Source organism: Xanthomonas sp. LMC-A-07, assembly GCF_030208825.1.
In the GTDB taxonomy this organism is placed as follows: Bacteria; Pseudomonadota; Gammaproteobacteria; order Xanthomonadales; family Xanthomonadaceae; genus Xanthomonas; species Xanthomonas campestris.
Map to the genome: position 1 here is coordinate 91,740 of NZ_JARVTF010000009.1, position 16,392 is coordinate 108,131.

Consider the following 16,392-nt stretch of genomic DNA (forward strand, 5'->3'; position numbering starts at 1 on the left):
GCGTGGCCGGCCTGGAATGGAAGGTCTACGGTCGCGCGCCGACCCTGGACACCTTCTGGGACGAAGCACTGAACCTTGGACGATCTCCGGCCACGGATGGGTCCATCGCCGCGGCGCAGGCGCGGCTCGGTGTCCGCCTGCCGGACTGGTTGCGGCATCTCTACGCACGCTACGACGGTGGCGCGGTGCAGATGGCGCGTGGTCGGGCGCTGCAACAACCGGACAATTGGCTTGCCGCCGAATGGCTGATTCCGCGAGCGCGCCTGTTGGGTGCGGAAGCGCTATTTTCGTTCGCGCAGGTGCACGCCCGCGAGGACTACCGTGACGATGCCTACGCCGGCCTGGCCGCCAGTGGCGACGACCGCTGGTTGATCGCCATCGCCGCCGATGCCCGCGCGCCCAGCCGGGCGCTTTGCATGGACTACGCAGCGCCCGACACCGAGCCGACCTTGGTCTACGTCGATGCGGGCAGCGGGCAGCGATTGATCGTGTTCGATGGGGTGGAGGATCTGCTCGCGCAGCTGGTCGATGTCGTGTACTGGTCGCCCGCGTTGCAGGCGAAATACGACGACAACGAGCGCGTGCAGTGGCAGCCGCAGCCGCCTGCGCTGGAGACGTTCTGGAGCGGTCCCGGGCACTGGAACGACACACTAACGGTTGCGGACACCAAGGCCCTGGCAGCGGCCGAAGCGCGTCTGGGCGTGCGCTTGCCGGCATTGTTCAAGCGTCTGTACGGCGTCCAGGACGGCGGTGATACCGGCTGGTGCTGGGCGCCACGCACCCGTTTCCCTTCGGACCGCTACGTGGATTGGGAGTGCGTGCTGGTCGACCGCTACTTATCGCCGCTGGCCCAGATCGGCAGCGTGCTGGACTTCGCCGCCGCGTTCGAAGACCCGCACGATTTCAGCTCAGCGGCATATCTGCATGCCGGTCTGGACCAGGTCCTGGTGCTGTCGAGCCACAACGTCGACTGCCTGCTGTGCCTGGACTATCGGGGCCGCGGGCCGCAGTACGCGCCCGAGGTGGTCTACTTCGAACGCTGGGAAGGACTGCATCCGACCTGGCGCGCGCCGAGCTTCGAGGCGTTTTTCAGCACGCTGCGGCAGGCCGACCTTGATTTCTAGATGCTGCGCCGGCTGCGCGCGGCATGAGAAGATGGCGGGATGACTGAACAGCGCACCATCGCCAGCAGCGCCACCCGTGAGGACGAGGCCGCCGATGCGAGCATCCGCCCCAAGCGCCTGGCCGATTACCTCGGCCAGCAGCCGGTGCGCGACCAGATGGAGATCTACATCCAGGCCGCCAAGGCGCGTGGCGAGGCGATGGATCACGTGCTCATCTTCGGGCCGCCCGGCCTGGGCAAGACCACGCTCAGCCACGTCATCGCCAACGAACTGGGCGTGAGCCTGCGCGTCACCTCCGGCCCGGTGATCGAAAAGGCCGGTGATCTGGCCGCGCTGCTGACCAATCTGCAGCCGCACGATGTGTTGTTTATCGACGAGATCCATCGCCTCTCGCCGGTGGTGGAAGAAGTGCTGTATCCGGCGATGGAAGACTTCCAGATCGACATCATGATCGGCGACGGCCCGGCCGCGCGTTCGATCAAGATCGACCTGCCGCCGTTTACGCTGATCGGCGCGACCACCCGCGCCGGCCTGCTGACCGCGCCGTTGCGCGACCGCTTTGGCATCGTGCAGCGCCTGGAGTTCTACTCGCCGCAGGAGCTGACCCGGATCGTGATCCGCTCGGCGGCGATCCTGGGCATCGACTGCACGCCCGATGGCGCCGCCGAGATCGCGCGCCGCGCGCGTGGCACGCCGCGGATCGCCAACCGGCTGCTGCGGCGAGTGCGCGATTTCGCCCAGGTCAAGGCCGCCGGCCACATCGACCTTGCGGTGGCGCAGGCCGCCATGCAGATGTTGAAGGTGGATCCGGAGGGCTTTGACGAGCTCGACCGCCGCATGCTGCGCACCATCGTCGATCACTTCGACGGCGGGCCGGTGGGCGTGGAGTCGCTGGCCGCATCGTTGTCCGAGGAGCGCGGCACGCTGGAAGACGTGATCGAGCCCTATCTGATCCAGCAGGGCTTCCTGATCCGCACCGCGCGCGGCCGCATGGTCACGCCGAAAGCCTATCTGCACCTTGGGCTGAAACCGCCGCGCGACCGTGCGCCCGCAATCGGCGAACCCGGAGACCTGTTCTGATGGCTGCTCGCTTTAGGCGCGTGTGGGCTGTCTCGACTAGAAGCATGCTCCCATGACCGCCAATTCCCCACTCCCGATTCCCCAATCCCCGCCTGTATTCAGTTGGCCGACACGCGTGTACTGGGAAGATACGGACGCCGGGGGCGTGGTCTACCACGCGCGCTATGTTGCTTTCATGGAACGGGCGCGCACGGAATGGATGCGGGCACTGGGCTTTGGGCAGGAACGCCTGCGCCAGCAGCACGATCTGGTGTTCGCGGTCCGCTCCATGCAACTGGATTTCCTCAAGCCGGCTCGGCTGGATGACGCACTGTCGGTCTCGGCAGTGCTCACCCGGTGCAAGCGGGCCAGCCTGATATTTGCGCAGTCGGTCAGGCGCGAGGGCGAAGTTCTGCTGACCGCCGAGGTGCGCATTGCCGCACTCGGTGGCAGCGATTTCCGCCCACGCGGCATGGACGATGCGCTGTTTGACGCGTTGAAAGCTCTAGAAACCACAGAATCCGATTACTAAGGAACCAACGGATGTCGATCGCATTGCTCCTGGCCCTGCAGGACACGGTAGTGGAAGCACTGCCGCAGGAAGTCACCGCCGCTGCGGCGCAGACCGCCAGCGTGGCGCACAACAGCAGCATCAACTACGCCGAGTTGATCCTGCGGGCCAGCATCCCGGTGAAGATCATCGTGCTGTTGCTGCTGATCGGCTCGTTCATCAGCTGGGTCATCATTTTCCGCAAGGCGCGTGCCTTCAAGCAGGCCAATCGTGAGGCGGACGAGTTCGAAAACCGCTTCTGGTCCGGTGCGGATCTGGCCAAGCTCTACGCCTCGGCAACCGATCGCAACCGCACCGTCGGTGGTCTGGAGTCGATGTTCGAAAGCGGCTTCCGCGAGTTCTCGCGACTGCGCGACCGCCGTCGCCTGGATGCGCGCGTGCAGCTGGAAGGCGCCCAGCGCGCCATGCGGACCGCTTTTACGCGGGAAGTGGACCAGCTCGAGCGCAATCTCGAATTGCTGGCCAACATCGGCTCCACCGCGCCGTACGTGGGCCTGGTCGGTACCGTGTTCGGCATCATGGTGACCATGCACGACATGGTCAGCAGCGGCGAGCAGGCCGGTATCGCCGCGGTGGCGCCGGGTATTTCCGAAGCCTTGTTCGCCACCGCCATCGGCCTGTTCGTGGCGATCCCGGCGGTGTGGGCCTACAACCGCTTCACCACCCGCGTGGAACGGCTGTCGGTGCGCTATGAGACCTTCGCCGACGAGTTCAGCTCGATCCTGCAGCGCCAGGCCGGCGCGGACGAATAATGCGCGCCGCTGGCAGGCGCCCGCATACAGGCGAGTCCCTCGCAAACACCCGCACCTGCATGTGCGGGGCATCCCTTAGGAACGTTCCGCGATGATGTCCGGTATTTCCCGCCGCAAGAAGCACAAGCTCAAATCCGAGATCAACGTCGTGCCGTACATCGACGTGATGCTGGTGCTGCTGATCATCTTCATGGTCACCGCGCCGCTGCTCACGCTGAGCACCGACGTGACCCTGCCGAGTTCGCGCGCCAAGGCGCTGGAGAGCAAGCAGGATCCGATCGTGGTGGTGGTGGCCGCCGACGGCCAGCTGGCGCTGCAGTTGCCCAAGGGCAAGCCGCAGGCAATGGACGTGGCCGGGTTGCAGGCGCAGCTGGCCGCGATCGTGGCGCAGGACAAAGAGGCTCGCGTGGTGGTGGCCGGCGACCGCGCCGCGCCGTACCAGAAGATCATGGACGCCATCGACGTCCTCAAGCAGGCCAAGGTCGAGAAGGTCGGCCTGATCTCCGACTCCGGCGGCGCTGCAGGCAGTGATGCACGCTGACGCTTTCCCCCAACAGACAGCGCGCGAGGATGGCTGGGCCCGCCCGGTCATGCTGGCTTTGGCTGTGCACATTCTGGTGGCGCTGGTGTTCATCGCCGGCTGGCTGTGGTCGCCCGAACGTTCGGTAGAGCCAGCCGCTGGCGACCCGAGCATGGAGGCCTCGCTGGATGTGTCGGCTGCCGAGGCCCGCGTTGCCCGCCAGGCATTGAACGCGACCCCGATCGCGCCACCTCCGCCGCCGGCCCCCTTGCCCGAGCCTGCGCCGGAAGACAGCGTGCCGCCGCCGCAGCCGATTCCCGAGCTACGCCCGCAGGATGCGCCGACGCAGCAGCAGGCGCAGGCGCAAGAGCGCGTCGCCCAGCCCGACAAGGTCGATCAGGACAAGGTCGATGCATTGGCCATTTCCGAGGAAAAGGCCAAGCAGGAGCAGGAAGCCAAGCGCCGGCAGGAGCAGATCGACCTGACCGAACGCAAACGCCAGGAAGAGGCTGAGCAGAAGCTGCGCCTGGCCAAGCAACAGGAAGAGGAAGACGCTAAGAAGAAGCAGGCCGCCGCGCAGCAGGCTGCCCAGGCCGAGCGCGAAAAGAAGATCGCCGACATCCGCCGCCAGCGCGAGCAGGCCGACAAGGAAGCCAAGCTGGCTGAGCAAAAGCTGCGCCAGGTGGCTGCGGCACGTGCGCAGCAAGCGTCTTCGGCCGCTGCCGCAACTGCCCAGCCCACGGCAGGGCAGGGCGGCACCAACACCGACCTGTCGGCCAAGTACGCCGCTGCGATCCAGCAGAAGGTACTGGCGCAGTGGGTGCGTCCGCCGTCGGTCCCGCCGGGCCAGAAGTGCACCATCAACATCCGCCAGTTGCCCGGAGGCCAGGTGATGGAGGCCAAGGTCGCGCCGGGCTGCCCATACGACGAGGCAGGCCAGCGGTCGATCGAGGCCGCCGTGCTGAGCGCCCAGCCATTGCCGTACCGCGGGTTCGAATCGGTGTTCCAGCGCAATCTGACCTTTGTGTTCACCGCGCAGGATCAGTAAGCGGGAGGTGTCTGCGGCCGCCTCCCTGCGGGGCGCTGTACGCGCGAATCCCGCCCCGGGAGTTGCGCAACACGCAGGCGCATGCGTCCGGACGCGGTGGCCGCTGCCAGATCCCGCGACGGGCAGCATCAGCGCCTGCAACGGTTTTGCGCAGTCCCGGCACCACTCGCTTCATTTTCACGTTGTCTCGTTCATGATTGCGAGTATGTTCACTCGCTGATTGGTATCCCTTGCCCACTTTTCCTGCCCGATCCGAGCCGTCCATGAAGAAACCGCTGCGTTGGTTAGCTGCCTTGACCGCCCTGTTGCTGCCGCTGAGCGCGCTCGCGCAACAGCAAGGGCTCACTATTGATATAGTCGGCGGCAGCGCCTCGGCCACGCCGATCACTGTCGTTCCCATGCCATACCAGGGCTCCGGTACCGCGCCGCAGACCGACGTCTCCGCCGTGGTCAGTGCCGACCTGGACCGTTCCGGTCAGTTCCGCACCCTGCCGGCCGCGCAGATCGTTGAAAAGCCGACCCGCGGCACCGAGGTGCAGTTCCAGACCTGGCGCACGCTCAAGCAGAACTACATTGTGGTCGGCCGCGTGATGGACGCGGGCGAGGGCGCCTATCGCGTCGAATACGAGCTGTTCGACGTGGCCAAGGGCGAGCGCCTGCTGGGCCTGGCAATGACCGCACGCGCCAATGCGATGCGCGATGTCTCGCACCAGATGGCCGACGCCATCTATGAAAAGGTCACCGGCGTGCGTGGCGCGTTCTGGACCCGTATCGCTTACGTGACCGCCAGCGGCAGCGGCGGCTCGATGCGCTATGCGCTGATGGTGGCCGACTCCGATGGCTACAACCCGCAGACCATCGTGCGTTCGGCCGAGCCGTTGCTGTCGCCGAACTGGAGCCCGGACGGCAAGAAGCTGGCCTATGTGAGCTTCGAGCGTGGCAATTCCTCGATCTACCTGCAGGACATCGCCAGCGGCGCACGCGAACTGGTTTCCAGCTTCCGCGGCATCAACGGCGCGCCCTCGTTCTCGCCTGACGGCCGTCGCCTGGCATTGGCCCTGTCGCGCAGCGGCAACCCGGAAATCTACGTGATGGACCTGGGTAGCAAGCAGCTGACCCAGCTGACCAACCACTTCGGCATCGATACCGAGCCGACCTGGGCACCGGACGGCGGCAGCATTTATTTCACCTCCGACCGTGGGGGCCGCCCGCAGATCTATCAGGTCGCAGCCAGTGGCGGCAGCGCCAACCGCGTGACCTTCCAGGGCAACTACAACGCTACCGCCAGTGTCTCGTTCGACGGCAAGAAGGTCGCCGTGGCACAGGGCAGCGGCAACACCTATCGCATCGCCATGATGGATCGCAGCCTGGGTTCGCCCAGCTGGAGCACGTTGTCGCCGGGTTCGCTGGACGAATCCCCGAGCTTCGCGCCGAATGCCAGCATGGTGTTGTACGCCGCACGTGAGGGTGGCCGGGGCGTCCTGTACGCCGTGTCCGCCGACGCACGGGTCCGCCAGCGCCTGGTTCTGGCCGACGGTGATGTAAGAGAACCCGCATGGGGGCCTTACCGAACCGCGCATTAATGTTAATATTTCGCTGCGTTAAACCACTCATTGGCCCAGAGCCTCCATAGGTATCCCATGAACAAGTCCACCCGCGTCTTGCTTGTCTCCTTGTTGTCCGTTGCAGTGCTGGCCGGTTGCTCCAAGAAGGTGAAGGAAACTCCGCCTCCTGCAACTGACACCACCGCCGGTTCCACCGCTCCGACCGGTCCGTCCACCTCTGGCCTGTACGGCCCGGGCGACCTGGATACCGATGCTTGCCTGCGCCAGCGCGTTGTCTACTTCGATCTGGATCAGGACTCCCTGAAGCCGGAATTCCAGGCCATCATGGCGTGCCACGCCAAGTACCTGCGTGACCGTCCGTCCTCGCGCATCACCCTGCAGGGCAATGCCGACGAGCGTGGTTCGCGTGAATACAACATGGGCCTGGGCGAGCGTCGCGGCAATGCCGTGTCGTCGGCTCTGCAGGCTGCCGGTGGTTCGGCCAGCCAGCTGACCGTTGTCAGCTACGGCGAAGAGCGTCCGGTCTGCACCGAAACCAGCGAAAGCTGCTGGTCGCAGAACCGCCGCGTCGAGATCGTGTACACGGCTCAGTAAGAAGCGATGCGCTTTCGAGTGACATCCCTGTTCGTCGCGGCGGCCCTTGTGGTCGCCGCGCCGGCATACGCGCAGCGGGCCAGTCTCGCTGACCGTGTTGCCGTGCTTGAGCAGCAGCAGGCCAATAGTCAGGCCAACAACGATCTCCTCAATCAGCTGCAGCAGGCGCGTTCGGACCTGCAGGCGTTGCGGGCGACAGTGGAACAGCTGCAGCATGACAACGAGCAACTCAAGCAACAGTCCAAGGACCAGTACCTGGATCTGGACGGGCGTCTGAATCGGCTGGAAGGTGCGGGTGGTGCGGTTCCGCCACTGCCATCGGCTACCGGCAGCGTCACACCAGCCCCGGCACCGGCCGCGCGACCTCCAGCGGCGGCGACTTCCGAGAAGCCGCCCACCGTCCACGGCGACCCTGGCACGCTGGCCATCAGCAACGAAGAGCGCACTGCCTACAACGTGGCCTTCGATGCATTGAAGAACGGCAAGTACGACGATGCGTCGCAGTTGTTCCTTAGCTTTCTTGAGCTATATCCCAATGGCGTCTACACCCCCAATGCACTGTATTGGCTGGGTGAGAGTTATTACGCCACCCGAAATTTCCAGCTGGCCGAGGCGCAGTTTCGCGATCTCGTGAGCCGCTACCCCACGCATGACAAGGCCGCTGGCGGCCTGCTGAAGCTCGGCCTGTCGCAGTATGGCGAAGGCAAGAACACCGAAGCGCAGCAGACCCTGCAACAGGTCGCTACGCAGTACCCAGGCTCCGACGCAGCACGCGTTGCGCAGGAGCGTCTGCAGTCCATCCGCCTCGGTCAGCAACTGCGCTGAGCCGTTTCGCGCTGCCGCCTTCGGGCGCGGCGCATACTTTGCCCATGAACGCCGCCGCCGTCCCCAGCGAGATCGTCCAGTCGCCGTTGCCGCGATTGAAGATCACCGAGATTTTCCTTTCCTTGCAAGGCGAGGCCGAAGCGGCCGGCTGGCCGACGGTGTTCGTACGCCTGACCGGCTGCCCGTTGCGCTGCACCTACTGCGATACCGCCTACGCCTTCCATGGTGGCGAATGGCATGACATCGACGCGATCGTGGCCGAAGTCGCCAGCCACGGCGTGCGCCACGTCTGCGTCACCGGCGGTGAACCGCTGGCACAGAAGCGCTGCCTGGCGCTGCTGCACAAACTCTGCGACGCCGGCTTCGATGTCTCGCTGGAAACCTCCGGTGCGCTGGATGTGTCCGCTGTGGATGCGCGCGTCTCGCGCGTGGTGGACATCAAGACCCCTGCCTCGGGCGAAGAGCACCGCAACCGCTGGGACAACCTGCCGTTGCTGACCGCGCGCGACCAGATCAAGTTCGTCATCTGCAGTCGCGCCGACTACGAATGGTCGCGCGATGTGGTCGCCACGCAGGCGCTGGATCGCCGGTGCACGGTGTGGTTTTCGCCCAGCAAGGGGCAGGTAAGTGCGCGGGAGTTGGCCGACTGGATCGTCGCCGACCGGCTGCCGGTGCGTTTCCAGATGCAGTTGCACAAGATCCTCTGGGACGACGCACCGGGCCGCTGAAGCGCCGGCCTTACCGCTGCGGTGCATGTGGAGGCGCGGATTGAGTTGAGGTGAGCGCCGCGGTGTGTGGTGTGTTGCTTGCGCCGGTGCGTCAGGCGCAGAAGATGAAAAGTCTTCTGCCTTATGCGCTGCGCTACCGCCTCACCGACCGACCCTGCTAGCCTTTCCGCTTCTGTTGTCCACTGTCTGATCCGTCATGAAAAAAGCCGTTGTTCTATTGTCCGGGGGCATGGATTCCGCCGCCGTTATCGCGCTTGCGCAAGAGCAGGGCTTCGCGGTGCATGCGTTGAGCGTGCGCTATGGGCAGCGTCACACCTCCGAGCTGGACGCGGCGGCGCGCGTCGCCGCCGCGCAGGGCGTGGTGGCGCACAAGGTGGTGGACGTTGATCTGCGCAGCATCGGCGGCTCGGCGCTGACCGCTGACATCGACGTGCCGGAAGCTGGAGGTGCGGGAATCCCGGTCACCTACGTGCCGGCACGCAACACCATCATGTTGTCGCTTGCCCTGGGTTGGGCCGAAGTGGTCGGCGCCAACGACCTGTTCTGCGGCGTCAACGCGGTCGACTATTCCGGCTACCCGGACTGCCGGCCAGAGTTCGTGCGTGCCTTCGAGGTGCTGGCGAATCTGGCCACCAAGGCCGGCGTGGAAGGCGCGGGCCTGCGCGTGCATGCGCCGCTGCAGTTCCTCAGCAAGGCCGACATCGTACGTGAGGGCGTGCGCCTGGGCGTGGACTTCGGCCTCACCGTGTCGTGTTACAGCGCCGACGCCGACGGACGTGCCTGCGGCCATTGCGATGCCTGTCGTCTGCGCGCTGCCGGCTTTGCCGACGCCGGCGTGCCGGACCCGACGCATTACGCGATTTCGTCTTGACGCCGGTGTAGGGTAGAATGCGCACCCCGGCGCACAGTCGGGGCAGTGGGCCGTTAGCTCAGTCGGTAGAGCAGAAGACTTTTAATCTTTTGGTCGATGGTTCGAATCCATCACGGCCCACCATTCAATCCAGTCAGCAAAAAGGCGCCTTTGGCGCCTTTTGTTTGTCTGTACGAGCCCGTTCTGGTTGGCACTCCGCGGCCCCGGTCGGTCGTTGCAGGGAGCGGGCCTGCGTTCCGAGGCGTCTACGAGTGGCCAAGATGGCAGCTCGTGTCCGACATGCATCCCCTGGGGCAACAGTCGTCGCGGCTGTCACAGCTGCCGCCATGATGCCGCACGCGTAGCACGGCGGGCTGCGGTCAGCGCTGGATACTGTCAGTCGGTGACGCCGGCCCAAGCCACTGCCCCGGTCTTGCCCGGGGCCGCTGTCAGATGGCGATATGATCAGCCTTTGCAGATCCATTTGCCGGTGACGGCGAAGGTCTTCGCGTTGATTGCACGTGCGTTGACCCGGCCCAGCCGCACGGCGGTGGTTTGCGGAAACGCATCGCGGCATTGCGCTGCGCCATCAGCCCATTGCTGATTAAAGATCTCGGTCCGGCCGGGCCCGCCAGCGGTGAAGGAGGTCATCTGAGTCGTTTGATAGACGAAGTTCAAGGGCTTTGCGACGGCCAAATTGGTTCCCGCAAATAAAAGAAAAATTGCCGAAACAATGATGGTCTTTTGAATCGATTTTCGACGCAGGGGCTCGTGCATGTTCATAGGAGTCGCTTTGATAGGAAGTGGAGTTATGCGGCTGGTGGAGCGTTGTCGTCGCGCAGGCTACGGCGCCGATAAGACGATCCCATGACGCTTGCCACGTCTTTCGTATTACCGATGTGCGTTATTCAGCATGCTGCGGCGACTGGTTGATTGTCTATCTCAGGATGCTAAGAATTGAACGCGTTCGATTCATTCTTCAGGCGTGTCGACAGCCTCGCCATAGATCTGCGCGCACTGCTCGGGTGACACGAAGCTGACCCTGTAGAAACTTTCCTGATCCTGGATCTGGCACAGCCATTGTGTCCAATGCCTGCGTAGCGTGAGGAAGGAATGCGCGGGAGCGATTGGTGCGTTTCCAGTGCCGCTTGAATATCGATGCGACGAATGTATTTCATTTTGATAGAGAAAGAATGCGGCCGTTAAAACCAGTAACGAAGGAATGACGCCCTGTCGGAATTTATTGAGTTTTTCGGGGATTTCTCTTGAGAGGGTCATATCGATCGGCCTCGCCCATTACCGCGTTGGCGGGACGTTACGCAATTTGGTCACTGGTCTGGAAAATCGCATTCGCTCTGGCGGCTGGTTATTCCGATCGATTCCCAATATTCAAAAAAGCGCTGCATCGCGGTAAGTGATGCAAGCCGGTCAGATCCCTGTCGAAGTGACCCGCGATTGCTCGCACGTCGCCAGTAGGTCGAGGTCATGGCACTCGATTCGATGCCACTGGTGCGCCTGGCGTGCGCAATGGATCAGTTCGCCTGCCGGGCGTGGTTCATGATGAGGTTTTCACATCAGCCTGCTATCGTGCACGCCAATTCCGGGGCCAGATGACGTGATAGCCGAGCAGCAAGAAGACGCCGCGAAATCGCGCATCTACAAAGCGCTTTTGCAGGCCACTCCCGATCTCCTGTACGTGTTCGATACCCAGCACCGTTTCATCTATGCCAATGAAGCGCTGTTGGCGATGTGGGGCATGGAGTGGGAGCAGGCGTCCGGCAAGACCTGTCTGGAGATCGGCTATGAGCCGTGGCACGCGGCGATGCACGATGAGGAAATCGAGCGCGTCATTGCCACCGGCCAGCCATTGCGTGGCGAAGTGCCGTTCCCGCACATCAGCAAGGGCGTGCGGGTGTATGACTACATTTTTACGCCGGTGTTCGGGCCCGATGGCCGCGTTGAGGCCATCGCCGGTGCCACCCGTGACGTCACCGAACGCAAGCAGCATGAGCAGCATCTGCAGCTGCTGATCAATGAGCTCAATCACCGGGTGAAAAATTCCCTGGTGATGGTCCAGTCCCTGGCGCGGCAGTCGCTGAAGAATGCTGAGAGCCTGGACGATGCCAATGAAAAGATCGACGCGCGCCTCATGGCGCTCTCCAGTGCGCACAACACCTTGACCCGCGAGAATTGGGTGAGCGCTGATATCGCCGAACTCACACGCGATGCGGTGGAGCTGTGCGAGTCGCACCAGGGGCAGCGGTTCGAGCTGCATGGCAGCTCCTGCCGGCTGGACCCGCGCCGCGCACTCGCGCTGGCGATGGCCTTGCATGAGTTGTGCACCAATGCGGTGAAGCACGGTGCGCTGTCGTCTGCGGAAGGGCGCGTGCGGATTGCCTGGGAGTGCACCATGCGCGAGGGCGAGAATCGCCTGGAGTTGTTGTGGCAGGAAAGCGGTGGCCCGGAAGTGCAGCCGCCGCAACGCAAGGGCTTCGGCTCGCGATTGCTGGAGCGGGGCCTGAAGCACGATCTCAATGGTGATGTGTCCTGGGTCTTCGATACGGCGGGTGTGTCCTACCGCGTGTCGTTGGCGTTGCCGGCTGCGACCGCGGAGTTGGCAGCATGAGTGCGCGCGTACTGGTGGTAGAAGACGAGTCGCTGGTGGCCATGTTGCTCGAAGATTGCCTGGCCGAACTGGGCTACGAAGTGGCCGGCACCGTGGGCGATGTCAGTACCGCGCTCGAAGCGGTGAAACAGGGCAATCTGGATATGGCGGTGCTGGACGTCAATCTGGGCGGCACGATGTCCTTCCCGATTGCCGAAGAACTGGATGCGCGCGGCGTGCCGTATATCTTCGTGACCGGCTATGCCTCCAGCGGGATTCCGGAGAAGTTCCGTCACCGGCACGGGGTGCAGAAGCCCTTTCGTTTCCGCGACCTGCAGGACGCATTGGCGCTGTTGCAGAAGACCTGATCGCGCCTAGCGTTGGCACGCACTGCGTCAGAATCGCTGAAGCGCCTACGTCGTCCATGCGATCACCCTGCACTGCAAAACTCTCCGGAACGCCCGAAAATCGCGGCGTTCCGGGGAGCCCTTGCGCAGGATCGATCAGCGCTGCTTGTCCAACAGTTGCTGGCGCACCGCCACGATGCAGCTGTCCTTGATGGCCAGATGCTCACCGGCACTGTTGTCGCTGGCCTTGCCGGTGCCCAGGTCCACCAGTGACACCTGGGTGCTGCCGCGCTGCTTGAAGGCGGCGATGGCAGTGGTTGCATTCTTCAGCGGCACGGTGGCGTCGTTTGACGACCCACAAAGCAAGGTCTTGGTCCGCGGGCTCCAGTCCAGCAGGTCGTTGCGGGCCAGGTCCTTGCGGAAGGGATTGTTCGGGTTGCTGGCAAAGTCGCGGTAGAAATCGGCCTGGAAGTACTGTTTGACCTTGCCGATCTCCGGCAAATCGACAAACAGGTCCAGCAGGCTCTTGCTGCCGGGGAATTGTGATTCGACCGTGGCCGCCCACGGCGCGCGGAACACCTGCGATGGGGCGGTATAGATGTTTTGATACGCGTGCTGCATGCCGACGATGGCGTAGCTCGCCAGCACCAGGCCGAAGGTGCTCTCGCCGACCGCATTACGCCCGCTCCAGCTATCGACGAAGGTCTGTTCGAGCGCGTACGGGCCGGCAATCGGTGCGCTGGCGACCAGATGGAATTCCTTCGACAGATGCGCTTCGATCTCGCGTTGGCTGGCCATCGCCGCGTGCCCGCCGACCGAGTAACCCGACAACATCACCTTGCCCGACAACGGCGTGTTCAGCCGGTCCAGCACGGTGCGGGCCGCGCGCAGCGCATCGATCATCGCGTTGGCTTCGGCCGCGCTATGCAAATAAGGATGGAAGGCATAGTTGGACTTGCCGAGCCCGAGGTAATCGGTGCTGACGACCACATAGCCCTGACTGGCCAGGTGCGTGACCAGCGGGTCATTGCCCTTGGCATCGCGGATGTCCTTGGCCATCTCATCGCGCCGCAGCGTCTGCGTGCCGTCGCCCCAGCCGAGCAGCGGATAGGGCCCCTGACATTGCGGACCGCCCGGTACCAACATCGCGGCGGAGGCCGTGGTGGGCTCGCCGTTGACACCAACGGTGGCATAGGTGAATTCGGCCAGCCGCACATTGCATTTGGGCTGCTCAAGCGGCTGGTCATCCTTGACCAGCACGGCGATCGCATCGCGCGTGTAACTGCTCAGGAAGTTACTGTTCAATAGCGTGCCGCGTGCAGGCGCAGCCAACGCCATGCCGGGCAGCAGGGCGCCGGCAACGGCGATGGCAAGGATGTGAGGCGCTGTACGGTGTTGGCGTGGAAACATGGAAGTGGCCTTGTTCAATGGCCCAGGGGGTGGGCCGGAAGTAGGAGTTGGTCAGTGCGCTGATCAAGGTGATGCCGGGTGCGCGCGTCCGGCGCGCAAGCAGGCTGCAGCGGACTCAGGAGGGGGTATTCATCGATCAAAGCTCAGCGCGTTGAGAGCGCGCACTATGTGCCTGCATAGCGCCGCGAAGAGTCGGCATGGCGAAGCACATGGTCATCGTACGAAGCGGCATGACCTGCGCTGACGCTGGTTTAGCCGGCAGGCACGTAGCGGCGCACGCACTGCGTTTCACCGCTTGCCGGTGACTGCTGCAATGTGACAGGCGCTATCGTTTTGCCGCAGTGCGTGCGCCTGAGGACTCATGCGTTGGCTGCGCGTTGTCTGTCTGCGGTGCAGACCAGCTGGAGCGTCTGTTGTTCTCAAGAGTCGCGACGCCCGGTGAGGTGGGCGCTGCGAGATGAGACTCCCAGGGCCTCAACGGTGGCGTCCGCAGCGATGTTGCACAATGACGCATCCTCACTGCGCGCGTGATCCTGCTCTGCCGGGCAGGACGTGCTTCTGCCCTCATGCAATCGCTACGCCTTCGCGTTTCCCGGTCCTTACAGCGTGCACGGGTCCCGCTCGATCTGCTGCTGGGCTGGCTGCGCCGGCAGTTTCGCGCCAACGATCTGTGGTTCATCAGCCTGGCTGCCGTGGTGGGCTTGATTGCCGCAGTACTGACCGTGCTACAGGCCGGTCTGGCCCACACGTTGCAAACGTGGCTGTACGGGTTGGCGCCAGGCGAGCGGCTCAGTACGGCGGACGGCATCGGCGTGCAGCAATTATTGGTGTTGCCGCTGGGCGGCCTGCTGGTGGGCCTGGTCGCATTGCTGGCGCGCCGCCGTCAACGGCCATTGGTGGACGCGGTGGAAGCCAATGCGCTGCACGGCGGGCGCATGTCGATGCGCGACAACCTGATCGTCGCGGTGCAGACCTTGCTCTCGAACGGGTTCGGTGCATCGGTCGGCCTGGAAGCGACCTACACGCAAATGGGCTCCGGTGCGGGCTCGCAGCTGGGACGGGTCCTGCGCGTGCGTCGTACAGACATGCGCACGCTGGTCGGCGCAGGCTCGGCGGGTGCGATCGCCGCCGCATTTGGTGCCCCGCTGGCTGGCGCGTTCTACGCATTCGAGATTGTGATCGGTGCCTATACGCCATCGGCGCTGGCGCCGGTGGCAGCCGCCGCGCTGGCCGGCGCGTTCATGGCCAACGCCTTGGGTGCCACGCCCTACGCATTGCCGGCGGCGGTGGCCTACCAACTGCAGCCGCGCGACTACGCGATCTATATCGCCTTGGGCCTGGCCTGTGCGGTGATCGGCATTGCGGTGATGCGGCTGGTTGCCGGCATCGAGCGTGGCGTCGGGCGGATCAATCTGCCGCTCTGGGGCCGGCCGGTGATCGGTGGCCTGTTGCTGATTCCCCTGGCCGCGTATTCGCCGCAGGTGCTGTCCTCCGGCCACGGCGCCTTGCATCTGGATCTGACCAGCACCACCACGCTGCAGTTTCTACTGACCTTGCTGGTATTGAAGTGCCTGGCCTCGGGCATCTCGCTGGGATTCGGGTTCCGCGGCGGCCTGTTTTTTGCGTCGCTGTTCATGGGCTCGTTGGTGGGCGCCTTGTTTGCGGTGGGCACCAATCTGCTGATGGGTGCGGCAGTGGTGGATACCACGAGTGCCTCGCTGGTGGGCATGGCGGCGCTTGCGGCGGCGATTGTGGGCGCGCCGATGACCATGGCAATGCTGATCCTGGAGGGCACGCACGATTTCGTGCTGGCCAGCGCCGTGATGGCGGCGGTGCTGGTGGCCAACACGGTGGTGCGACAGGTATTCGGTTATTCGTTCTCCACCTGGCGTCTGCACCTGCGTGGCGAGAACATCCGTAGCGCGCGCGATGTGGGTTGGGTGCGCCACCTGTCGGCCGGCAAGATGATGCGCAAGGATGCCAACCACACCCGCGACGACACCAGCGTCAGCGAATTCCGTCGGCGCTTTCCACTGGGCTCCACGCAGCGGGTGGTGCTGGAAGACGCCCTGGGGCGATACGCCGGCGTGGTGCCACTGGCCATCCTGTATGGCGATCGCGTGCGCGAGGATGCGCCGGTGAGCGACTACGCACAGCACCGCGACGCCGCGTTGCTGGCAGACACGGACATCGTGGCGATGATGAAGGTCTTCGATGCCACCCAGGCCGATGAGCTGGCGGTGATCGATCAGCAGCGCACCGTGCTGGGCGTGTTATCGGAGGGCTTCGTGCGCAAGCGGTATGCCGAAGAGCTGGAGAAACGCGAGCGCGAGCTGATGGGCGAGCGGGGGACTGGCGAGGAGTGAGCGTGCGTTGGCCGCGTGGGCGTGGGCC

At 64.3% G+C, this 16,392-nt stretch carries 17 protein-coding genes and 1 tRNA gene; 15 read left to right on the forward strand and 3 right to left on the reverse strand.

The genetic code is table 11. The features are described from left to right. The first annotated feature begins 2 nt into the window (after positions 1 to 2). The 12 genes from QRM89_RS10830 to QRM89_RS10885 all read left to right on the forward strand — a co-directional run bounded on the left by QRM89_RS10830 (position 3) and on the right by QRM89_RS10885 (position 9,780). A complete protein-coding gene (locus QRM89_RS10830) occupies positions 3 to 1,124 on the forward strand; it encodes an SMI1/KNR4 family protein (protein WP_285448018.1) in 1,122 nt (373 codons plus the stop codon). A gap of 39 nt (positions 1,125 to 1,163) precedes the next feature. Next, positions 1,164 to 2,204, forward strand: a complete 1,041-nt coding sequence (gene ruvB / locus QRM89_RS10835) for a Holliday junction branch migration DNA helicase RuvB (RefSeq protein WP_012437668.1) — start codon at positions 1,164 to 1,166, stop codon at positions 2,202 to 2,204. 52 nt (positions 2,205 to 2,256) lie between these two features. Then, positions 2,257 to 2,715 (forward strand): tol-pal system-associated acyl-CoA thioesterase, encoded by a 459-nt coding sequence (gene ybgC / locus QRM89_RS10840; RefSeq protein WP_285448019.1) that lies wholly within the window; start codon positions 2,257 to 2,259, stop codon positions 2,713 to 2,715. Positions 2,716 to 2,726: 11 nt separating this feature from the next. Beyond that, positions 2,727 to 3,506 (forward strand): protein TolQ, encoded by a 780-nt coding sequence (gene tolQ / locus QRM89_RS10845; protein WP_011038137.1) that lies wholly within the window; start codon positions 2,727 to 2,729, stop codon positions 3,504 to 3,506. A 91-nt stretch (positions 3,507 to 3,597) separates the two neighbouring features. After that, entirely contained in the window at positions 3,598 to 4,047 is a 450-nt protein-coding gene (gene tolR / locus QRM89_RS10850; protein ID WP_011038136.1) for a protein TolR, read from the forward strand. Further along, positions 4,037 to 5,074 (forward strand): cell envelope integrity protein TolA, encoded by a 1,038-nt coding sequence (tolA, locus tag QRM89_RS10855; RefSeq protein ID WP_011038135.1) that lies wholly within the window; start codon positions 4,037 to 4,039, stop codon positions 5,072 to 5,074. The genes tolR and tolA overlap by 11 nt, the downstream gene beginning before the upstream one ends. Positions 5,075 to 5,337: 263 nt before the next feature. Continuing rightward, positions 5,338 to 6,657, forward strand: coding sequence for a Tol-Pal system beta propeller repeat protein TolB (tolB, locus tag QRM89_RS10860; RefSeq protein ID WP_014508613.1), 1,320 nt, complete (start codon positions 5,338 to 5,340; stop codon positions 6,655 to 6,657). Between the two features lie 57 nt (positions 6,658 to 6,714). Continuing rightward, positions 6,715 to 7,233: a peptidoglycan-associated lipoprotein Pal gene (pal, locus tag QRM89_RS10865; protein ID WP_011038133.1), complete on the forward strand. Its 519-nt coding sequence runs from the start codon at positions 6,715 to 6,717 to the stop codon at positions 7,231 to 7,233. A 6-nt stretch (positions 7,234 to 7,239) separates the two neighbouring features. Next, on the forward strand, positions 7,240 to 8,058 hold the full coding sequence (ybgF, locus tag QRM89_RS10870; RefSeq protein ID WP_285448020.1) for a tol-pal system protein YbgF: 819 nt from the start codon (positions 7,240 to 7,242) through the stop codon (positions 8,056 to 8,058). 44 nt (positions 8,059 to 8,102) lie between these two features. Beyond that, a complete protein-coding gene (gene queE, locus QRM89_RS10875) occupies positions 8,103 to 8,786 on the forward strand; it encodes a 7-carboxy-7-deazaguanine synthase QueE (RefSeq protein WP_115530919.1) in 684 nt (227 codons plus the stop codon). Between the two features lie 196 nt (positions 8,787 to 8,982). Continuing rightward, a complete protein-coding gene (gene queC, locus QRM89_RS10880; protein ID WP_042594792.1) occupies positions 8,983 to 9,657 on the forward strand; it encodes a 7-cyano-7-deazaguanine synthase QueC in 675 nt (224 codons plus the stop codon). A gap of 47 nt (positions 9,658 to 9,704) precedes the next feature. Beyond that, positions 9,705 to 9,780 (forward strand) — tRNA-Lys (locus QRM89_RS10885). Between the two features lie 321 nt (positions 9,781 to 10,101). On the opposite strand, the gene QRM89_RS10890 is transcribed toward QRM89_RS10885, so the two are convergent. Both QRM89_RS10890 and QRM89_RS10895 read right to left on the reverse strand, forming a co-directional pair. Next, positions 10,102 to 10,413 (reverse strand): hypothetical protein, encoded by a 312-nt coding sequence (locus QRM89_RS10890; RefSeq protein ID WP_147424108.1) that lies wholly within the window; start codon positions 10,411 to 10,413, stop codon positions 10,102 to 10,104. A gap of 195 nt (positions 10,414 to 10,608) precedes the next feature. Continuing rightward, entirely contained in the window at positions 10,609 to 10,914 is a 306-nt protein-coding gene (locus QRM89_RS10895) for a hypothetical protein (RefSeq protein ID WP_285448021.1), read from the reverse strand. A 340-nt stretch (positions 10,915 to 11,254) separates the two neighbouring features. Here QRM89_RS10895 and QRM89_RS10900 point away from each other — a divergent pair, with 340 nt between their 5' ends. Continuing rightward, a complete protein-coding gene (locus QRM89_RS10900) occupies positions 11,255 to 12,262 on the forward strand; it encodes an HWE histidine kinase domain-containing protein (protein WP_029628883.1) in 1,008 nt (335 codons plus the stop codon). Next, positions 12,259 to 12,609, forward strand: a complete 351-nt coding sequence (locus QRM89_RS10905) for a response regulator (protein ID WP_042594790.1) — start codon at positions 12,259 to 12,261, stop codon at positions 12,607 to 12,609. Before QRM89_RS10900 ends, QRM89_RS10905 begins: the two co-directional genes overlap by 4 nt. A gap of 135 nt (positions 12,610 to 12,744) precedes the next feature. Here QRM89_RS10905 and QRM89_RS10910 read toward each other — a convergent pair whose 3' ends face one another. Then, complete coding sequence (locus tag QRM89_RS10910) at positions 12,745 to 13,998, reverse strand: lipase family protein (protein WP_285448022.1); 1,254 nt, start codon at positions 13,996 to 13,998, stop codon at positions 12,745 to 12,747. A gap of 566 nt (positions 13,999 to 14,564) precedes the next feature. Here QRM89_RS10910 and QRM89_RS10915 point away from each other — a divergent pair. Then, positions 14,565 to 16,364, forward strand: a complete 1,800-nt coding sequence (locus QRM89_RS10915) for a chloride channel protein (RefSeq protein ID WP_285448023.1) — start codon at positions 14,565 to 14,567, stop codon at positions 16,362 to 16,364. The last annotated feature ends 28 nt before the right edge of the window (positions 16,365 to 16,392 follow it).

Coding starts and splice junctions, on each gene's coding strand:
- ruvB (WP_012437668.1), top strand. CDS start 1,164: ATGACTGAACAGCGCACCATCGCCAGCAGCGCCACCCGTGAGGACGAG.
- QRM89_RS10895 (WP_285448021.1), bottom strand. CDS start 10,914: ATGACCCTCTCAAGAGAAATCCCCGAAAAACTCAATAAATTCCGACAG.
- tolQ (WP_011038137.1), top strand. CDS start 2,727: ATGTCGATCGCATTGCTCCTGGCCCTGCAGGACACGGTAGTGGAAGCA.
- QRM89_RS10905 (WP_042594790.1), top strand. CDS start 12,259: ATGAGTGCGCGCGTACTGGTGGTAGAAGACGAGTCGCTGGTGGCCATG.
- QRM89_RS10910 (WP_285448022.1), bottom strand. CDS start 13,998: ATGTTTCCACGCCAACACCGTACAGCGCCTCACATCCTTGCCATCGCC.
- pal (WP_011038133.1), top strand. CDS start 6,715: ATGAACAAGTCCACCCGCGTCTTGCTTGTCTCCTTGTTGTCCGTTGCA.
- queC (WP_042594792.1), top strand. CDS start 8,983: ATGAAAAAAGCCGTTGTTCTATTGTCCGGGGGCATGGATTCCGCCGCC.
- tolB (WP_014508613.1), top strand. CDS start 5,338: ATGAAGAAACCGCTGCGTTGGTTAGCTGCCTTGACCGCCCTGTTGCTG.
- tolA (WP_011038135.1), top strand. CDS start 4,037: ATGCACGCTGACGCTTTCCCCCAACAGACAGCGCGCGAGGATGGCTGG.
- tolR (WP_011038136.1), top strand. CDS start 3,598: ATGATGTCCGGTATTTCCCGCCGCAAGAAGCACAAGCTCAAATCCGAG.
- QRM89_RS10915 (WP_285448023.1), top strand. CDS start 14,565: ATGCAATCGCTACGCCTTCGCGTTTCCCGGTCCTTACAGCGTGCACGG.
- queE (WP_115530919.1), top strand. CDS start 8,103: ATGAACGCCGCCGCCGTCCCCAGCGAGATCGTCCAGTCGCCGTTGCCG.
- ybgC (WP_285448019.1), top strand. CDS start 2,257: ATGACCGCCAATTCCCCACTCCCGATTCCCCAATCCCCGCCTGTATTC.
- QRM89_RS10890 (WP_147424108.1), bottom strand. CDS start 10,413: ATGCACGAGCCCCTGCGTCGAAAATCGATTCAAAAGACCATCATTGTT.
- ybgF (WP_285448020.1), top strand. CDS start 7,240: ATGCGCTTTCGAGTGACATCCCTGTTCGTCGCGGCGGCCCTTGTGGTC.